This window comes from Micromonospora sp. ABR4_055 (genome assembly GCF_056160425.1).
In genome coordinates, this window is sequence record NZ_JBSWXD010000268.1 from 1 (window position 1) to 4653 (window position 4653).

At 68.9% G+C, this 4653-nt stretch carries 5 protein-coding genes; all 5 read left to right on the forward strand.

Going from position 1 to position 4653, the window contains the following annotated elements:
• Positions 1 to 252 precede the first annotated feature (252 nt).
• On the forward strand, positions 253 to 1020 hold the full coding sequence (pyrH, locus tag ACXAHD_RS31470) for a UMP kinase (RefSeq protein WP_370461410.1): 768 nt from the start codon (positions 253 to 255) through the stop codon (positions 1018 to 1020).
• A 79-nt stretch (positions 1021 to 1099) separates the two neighbouring features.
• Positions 1100 to 1657, forward strand: coding sequence for a ribosome recycling factor (frr, locus tag ACXAHD_RS31475; protein WP_281553895.1), 558 nt, complete (start codon positions 1100 to 1102; stop codon positions 1655 to 1657).
• Positions 1657 to 3030: a phosphatidate cytidylyltransferase gene (locus ACXAHD_RS31480; RefSeq protein ID WP_281553896.1), complete on the forward strand. Its 1374-nt coding sequence runs from the start codon at positions 1657 to 1659 to the stop codon at positions 3028 to 3030. The genes frr and ACXAHD_RS31480 overlap by 1 nt, the downstream gene beginning before the upstream one ends.
• An 83-nt stretch (positions 3031 to 3113) precedes the next feature.
• A complete protein-coding gene (rlmN, locus tag ACXAHD_RS31485; protein WP_475055068.1) occupies positions 3114 to 4241 on the forward strand; it encodes a dual-specificity RNA methyltransferase RlmN in 1128 nt (375 codons plus the stop codon).
• Between the two features lie 37 nt (positions 4242 to 4278).
• Positions 4279 to 4653: DivIVA domain-containing protein (locus ACXAHD_RS31490; RefSeq protein ID WP_475055070.1), on the forward strand; the 375-nt coding region annotated here is incomplete at its 3' end.

Genomic DNA, 4653 nt, shown 5'->3' on the forward strand with positions numbered 1-4653 from the left:
GGAGAAGAACACCGATGTATTTTTTTTCTTTGGGTCGGGTTTTGGCGGGGCTGAGCTGGGGTTGGGGTTGGTTTTGTGTGCTTTTTGCCTGCCAGTCTCCGCCCCAGCCAGGTACCCGGTGAGGATCGAGACGATCGATCGATAGAGGAGGCCGTTGGTGTACGTGACAGGCACCACGGCCTCCTCGTTCCGTAGTGTGGGCACGAGGGTGAGTACGGCGGCGCTGAGGGCAGCTAGCGAAGGGCGGGTCGGATGACGCAGGTAATGAGTGGACACACGCTGGCGGCGGACGACCCGACCGCGCCTCCACCCGGGCGGTCCCGGCGGGTGGTACTGAAACTGTCCGGTGAGGTATTCGGCGGCGGAGCCATCGGCGTCGACCCGGATGTGGTGCAGGACATCGCCCGGCAGATCGCCACTGTCTCCCGGCTCGGGGTCCAGGTTTCGGTGGTGGTCGGCGGCGGCAACTTCTTCCGCGGCGCCGAGCTGCAGAAGCGCGGCATGGACCGGGCCCGGGCCGACTACATGGGCATGCTGGGCACTGTGATGAACTGCCTGGCCCTGCAGGACTTCCTGGAGAAGGAAGGCGTCGAGACCCGGGTGCAGAGCGCCATCACGATGGCCCAGGTCGCGGAGCCGTACATCCCGCTGCGCGCGATCCGGCACCTGGAGAAGGGCCGTGTGGTGATCTTCGGCGCGGGTGCCGGTATGCCGTACTTCTCCACCGACACCGTCTCGGCGCAGCGTGCTCTGGAGATCCACGCCGACGTGGTGCTGATGAGCAAGAACGGCGTGGACGGGGTGTACACCGCCGATCCACGGACCGACCCGACCGCCAGCAAGCTCGACACGGTGACCTTCGCCGAGGCGCTACGGCGCGGACTGCGGGTTGCCGACGCTGCGGCGTTCAGCCTCTGCATGGACAACGACCTGCCGATGTTGGTCTTCGGCGCGCAGGGCGACGACACGATCGTGCGCGCAGTCGCCGGCGAGCGCATCGGTACCTTGATCACGACCTGACCGGCCGGACCGCGCGGCGGATCCGTACCGGCAGGTGCCAGCAGGGACACCGGACCATCAGAAGGAGGCGACGGAACAGGTGATCGAGGAGACTCTGCTCGAAGCAGAGGAGAAGATGGAGCGCGCCGTCGAGCACGCCAAGGAGGAGCTGGGCGCGATCAGGACCGGTCGGGCCACTCCGGCGATGTTCTCCCGCATCGTGCTCGACTACTACGGAACCCCGACGCCGATCACTCAGATGGCATCCGTCGGGGTGCCCGAGCCGCGGATGGCCATCGTCAAGCCGTACGACATGTCGCAGCTCGCCGCGATGGAGAAGGCGATCCGCGACTCGGACCTCGGAGTCAACCCCAACAACGAGGGGACCCAGCTCCGGATCCTGCTGCCGCAGATGACCGAGGACCGCCGGCGAGAGATGATCAAGGTGGCGCGCGGCAAGGGCGAGGACGCCAAGGTCGCCATCCGCAACGTCCGTCGTAAGGCCAAGGAAGAACTCGACCGCATCGTCAAGGACGGCGAGGCCGGCGAGGACGAGGGACGCCGGGCGGAGAAGGAACTGGACGATCTCACTCACCGGTACGTGTCCAGCGTCGACGAACTGGTCAAACACAAGGAAACCGAGCTGCTCGAGGTCTGATGTCCTACCCCGAGACCGCTGGCGGCGATCAACCGGACGCTCGAACAAGGGCGCGGCACCCCGGCGCCGCGCCCGAACCGTCAGCTCCGGAGACCCGTAACGGCCATCCGCTGGCTGAGCGGTCCCAGCCGTACGGCGGCCCGAACGCCGTGCCCGGCCCGGTGTACGGCGGCGCCGCCCACGGCGGTCCCGTCCCCACCGGGCCGTACACCGGTACGGGGGAATTCCCGTACACCGGTTCCCACCTTGGCAACGGCGGTCTGCCCCACGGCGGCGCGCCAGCCGGTAACGGTCACGGCGCCGGGCACTGGTCGACCGGGTACCGGGACGGCGAGCGGGTAGCGCCGTCAACGGACCCGGCTCCGCAGGCGGGGCCGGACAGCTCGGCAGCGCGCCGGCGGGCCGGCGCGCGACGCCGTCGATCCGGCCGGTCTGGTCCGGCTCGGCCGGTGACCGAGCGCTCCGACCCGGATCAGCCGGTGCCGGAGCCGATCGACCCGCGTCGGGCCGGTCAGGATCCGCCCGGCGAGGCCGGGAACGCACCGCCGACCGCCGACCGCCGGCCGTCGGCCGGCCGAAACTTGCCGGCTGCCATCGGCGTCGGCCTCGGGCTGGTCGTCGTGGTGCTCGGTTCGTTGTTCCTATGGCGGCCAGCCTTCCTGGTCGTCCTGCTGGCCGCCGTCAGCCTGGGCACCTGGGAGATGATCCGGGCGGTGCGTACCAGCGGCGCCCGTCCGCCGACGATCCCGTTGCTCGCCGGCGGCGCGCTGATGTCCGTGTTGGCCTGGCGGATCGGCCCGGATGCTCTGGCGCTCGGGTTGCTGGTGACGGTTCTGGCGATGCTGATCTGGCGGCTGGGCGATGGACCGTCCGGGTACCAGCGGGACGCGGCCACGGCCACGCTGATCGCGGTTTACGTCCCGTTTCTAGGTGGTTTCGCCGCGCTGCTGGCCAGTCGGCCGGATGGCGACCTGCAGATCCTGGTCACCCTGGCTGCGGTGATCCTCTCCGATACCGGTGGCTATGCCGCCGGTGTCTTCTACGGCAGGCACCGGATGGCGCCGACGATCAGCCCGAAGAAGTCCTGGGAAGGCTTTGCCGGGTCGGTGGCCGCCGCCGGGATCGGCAGCGCGGTGCTGCTGCTTCTGCTGCTCGACGTCATGCCGCTGTGGGGGGCGTTGTTCGGCGTGGCGGTGTCGGTCGCGGCAGTGCTGGGGGACCTAGGCGAGTCCATGCTCAAGCGGGATCTCGGGGTCAAGGACATGAGCAACCTGCTGCCCGGACACGGCGGGCTGATGGACCGGCTCGACTCGATCCTGTTCGCGTTGCCGGTCTCCTACCTCGTGCTGTCGTTGATCGCGTTGGCCGGCTGAGCGGTCGTTCAGAAGGGGGTGCCGGTCGATGCGCCCACCGTGGCGAGCCGGCCACGGCGGGATCGTGGGAGACTGGTCCTGCCATGAGAAGCCTGCCGCTGACCCCGAGCCGTCCGGCGACCGTCGCGTCCGACGGTCGCCCCGCCCTGCCGCCCCAGCACCTGGCTGATCTCGATCTCGGCGAGCGGCAGACGCTGCTTGCCGGGCTCGGTCAGCCCGCCTACCGGGCGAAGCAGGTTTCCACCCACTACTTCGGCCGGCTGACCCGGGACCCGCAGGCGATGACGGATCTGCCGGCCACCGTCCGGGCAGGGGTCGCCGAACGGCTGCTGCCGACCCTGCTCACTCCGGTGCGCGAAAGCGCGTGTGACAGCGGCGCCACCCGCAAGGCGCTTTGGCGGTTGCACGACGGAGCCCTGGTGGAGAGCGTGTTGATGGGCTACCCGGACCGGGTGACCGTCTGCGTGTCCAGCCAGGCCGGGTGCGGGATGGCCTGTCCGTTCTGTGCCACCGGTCAGGCCGGGCTGACCCGGAACCTGTCTACCGCGGAGATCGTCGATCAGGTCGTCCACCTCGCGGGGGTGGCTGCGGCGGGTGGCATCACCGGTTCACCGCCCCGGCTGTCACACGTCGTCTTCATGGGGATGGGCGAGCCGTTGGCCAACTACGGCCGGGTGATCGCCGCCGTCCGACGGCTCTGCGCGCCACCACCGGAAGGGCTGGGTCTGTCACAGCGGCACCTGACGGTCTCGACCGTCGGACTGGTGCCGGCAATGCGGCGTCTCGCCGGGGAAGACCTATCGGTGACTCTTGCGCTGTCGTTGCATGCGCCCGATGATGATCTGCGCGACAAACTCGTGCCAGTCAACCAACGGTGGAAGGTCGCCGAAGTCCTGGACGCCGCGTGGGAGTACGCGGACCGTACGGGTCGGCGGGTGTCCATCGAGTACGCGATGATCCGGGATGTGAACGACCAGCCATGGCGAGCCGATCTGCTGGGTCGATTGCTGGCTGGTCGCATGGCCCACGTGAATCTCATTCCGCTCAATCCGACTCCGGGCAGTCGTTGGGACGCCAGTCCCAAGCCGGTCGAGCGGGAATTCGTTCGCCGGCTGCGTGCAGCTGGTGTCGCGGTGACCGTTCGCGACACCCGGGGCCGGGAGATCGATGGAGCATGCGGGCAGCTCGCGGCCGCCGAGACGGCGTCATGAGCTACCGGTGTGATCAGCGAGTGAATCAGGAGACGTAGTGGCGAGTCAGGGACAGCGCTTCCGGCGTCGGGCGCTTCGTCGGGGCTACAAGGTCGACGAAGTGGATGCCTTCCTCGACCGTGTAGAGGCCACACTCGCCGGCGAGCCGGTAGGGTCACCGGTTTCCGCGCAGGAAGTGCACGATGTCGTATTCAGAGTCCGGTTCAACGGCTACGACGAATGGCAGGTCGACCTGCACCTGGACCGGGTGGAACGACAGCTCGCCGAGCTGGAGGAGCGTGGCCCGGCCGGTCGTGGCGCGGACACCCGTGCCGGCCGGCCCAACCACTGTCTCTTCTCCACATCTCCGAGCCCACGAGACAAAGCCGGTTATCTGGGGGGGGGGGTTGTGTTTTTGGGGGGGGGGGGGGGG

Excerpts from the sequence above, each read along its gene's own strand:
- pyrH (WP_370461410.1), top strand. The coding sequence starts at position 253 with ATGACGCAGGTAATGAGTGGACACACGCTGGCGGCGGACGACCCGACC.
- ACXAHD_RS31480 (WP_281553896.1), top strand. The coding sequence starts at position 1,657 with ATGTCCTACCCCGAGACCGCTGGCGGCGATCAACCGGACGCTCGAACA.
- rlmN (WP_475055068.1), top strand. The coding sequence starts at position 3,114 with ATGAGAAGCCTGCCGCTGACCCCGAGCCGTCCGGCGACCGTCGCGTCC.